Origin of the sequence: Paenibacillus sp. NRS-1782 (assembly GCF_050467685.1) — a bacterium.
Taxonomy (GTDB): Bacteria; Bacillota; Bacilli; order Paenibacillales; family Paenibacillaceae; genus Paenibacillus; species Paenibacillus terrae_A.
The window spans coordinates 1-1,832 of record NZ_JBITPH010000032.1; the positions used below are offsets into that span (position 1 = coordinate 1).

Here is a 1,832-nt window from a genome sequence, read left to right on the forward strand (position 1 = left end):
CGGACAACGAGGAAGGAAGCGTTAACGCCTTCAGCTTGTTGTTCTTCGTTTTCTGCCTCACGGCGGACACCCTTGCTCTTGGCTAATGGTTGGCAGCTGTCAGCTCCCATAGCGGACTTTCACCGCCTAGTTACGCACCATGCATGGCGCACAAAAAAGAACGCTTATTTTTACAAGCGTTCTAGAAAAAATAATTTTTTCACTCTTTTTTTTCGTAAACAAAATTATTCTTGATAACTTGCTTTGTCTGAGCTGTTATCTGCTCTTGATTGTCCCGATTTGCAACCTGATCGCTTGGATACTCATTCGGAACTTCAACAGGGAAAAAATCTCCATATTTTGAGTGTATAATTTCTGCTTGTGAAGATAACACTTTCTCGTTTATCTCCTTCTTCTTCTCAGGTGTGAGCCAGTCAGGATCATTGATAGTTTGGGTTTGAGGCTTACTGCTGTTCGCAAAGGTCTGACTTTTGATAACAGCCACCGCCCCTCCGACAACGACAATTAGACTTAAGATAATAACAGCTGGTCTGAGTCGCTTGTTCACACTCACTTCCTCCCTTCCAAAAATAATCCAATTAACAAAATTTAATAACCCATGAATCCGTTCCCTGAAATAGTGTAGTTATTTAAATTATTAACTAACATTTGGTATTGTCCAGCTTCTGGTACCTTGATTTCAAATTTTGCATTCGTGCCTGTATATCTTCCGGAAACCATGCGAACCTTGCCCAAATAATCTCTACTCACGAGTGTATAACCAACATCGGGTTGAGACCAAGAACTATCATCTCCCCACTGCACCACACTTACAGGCACATACCCTGCATAACCAATTGAAAACTTATCTGACCAAAATCCATCGTTACGACCTAGGTGGCTAAATGACCAAGATGGCACAGCCATAGGGGAAATTTTTTCAATGGATTTAGTTTTATCACTTTTTACAATTACTGACTCCAGTGGAACTGCATTGGCTATAGCTTCATTATACTCCTCAAGCGTCAAGCCGCTCAAGAGCGTATCCGAATTAACAATTGAGGAGTAGGGTGGGAATAGGGACTGGTTAGAAGGGGCTTTAGCCGATGAAGATGAATCTGCATAAGAGCTTGCAGGATTCAACCCAATGGCCACTAACATAATAACTAGCATTGTTACAAGAAGTTTTTTCACAGATAATTGCCTCCAAATACTAAATTTTAACAACTTCTATATGATAACACACAAAATAACCATCGTATATATATTTTTTGAAATTTTTACCTGATTGACATAAAATTTTGTTTTTCGGGATTTGATAAAAATCGCTACAGTTTGTCAAGGAATACCGCATTAAAGGAAGGAAACTATTCTACGACCCAAGTCCATGTCATTGTAAATACTCTGGCAACCCGTTGCGCTTCCGAACTGACTGGCGATCAAAGTCATGATGCGTAACCGGGTACGAAATACTAAATTTCAAAGAAAAACGGCCGCCCCACTTGGATACTTTCTCTAGCAGCCCTTTTTAACAAGGGGCGAGAGCGCTCCAAAGTAGAACGACCGTTACATTTAATTCCTAGGCGTGTGCTTACTTATTCATACCATCTAGGTGGTGTTAATTGGAGGAACCTGCTGTTTTGACTTCCTCCAGCATTTTATCGTTATACCCGAACATCCAGGTCAGGACAAAAGCTACTGCCATAGCAGCCACGTTCGCCAAGATATAAAGCGGAAGCTGGTGGTTCATGTAGAGCAATGTACCCGGAATGACCGTAATGGCCATACCTGTAGCCGCCAAATGGAAGAGCGAAGCGATAAACCCACCGACCGCCCCACCGATCAGCCCCATG

At 42.0% G+C, this 1,832-nt stretch carries 2 protein-coding genes and 1 pseudogene; all 3 read right to left on the reverse strand.

Annotated elements, in window-relative coordinates; translation table 11 throughout:
* Nucleotides 1-199 precede the first annotated feature (199 nt).
* A complete protein-coding gene (locus tag ACIFQM_RS12850; RefSeq protein WP_430065671.1) occupies nt 200-547 on the reverse strand; it encodes a hypothetical protein in 348 nt (115 codons plus the stop codon).
* A 41-nt stretch (nt 548-588) separates the two neighbouring features.
* Nucleotides 589-1,173, reverse strand: coding sequence for a hypothetical protein (locus ACIFQM_RS12855; RefSeq protein WP_430046302.1), 585 nt, complete (start codon nt 1,171-1,173; stop codon nt 589-591).
* A gap of 424 nt (nt 1,174-1,597) precedes the next feature.
* Nucleotides 1,598-1,832: pseudogene (locus ACIFQM_RS12860) on the reverse strand (PTS sugar transporter subunit IIA); the annotation flags it as partial.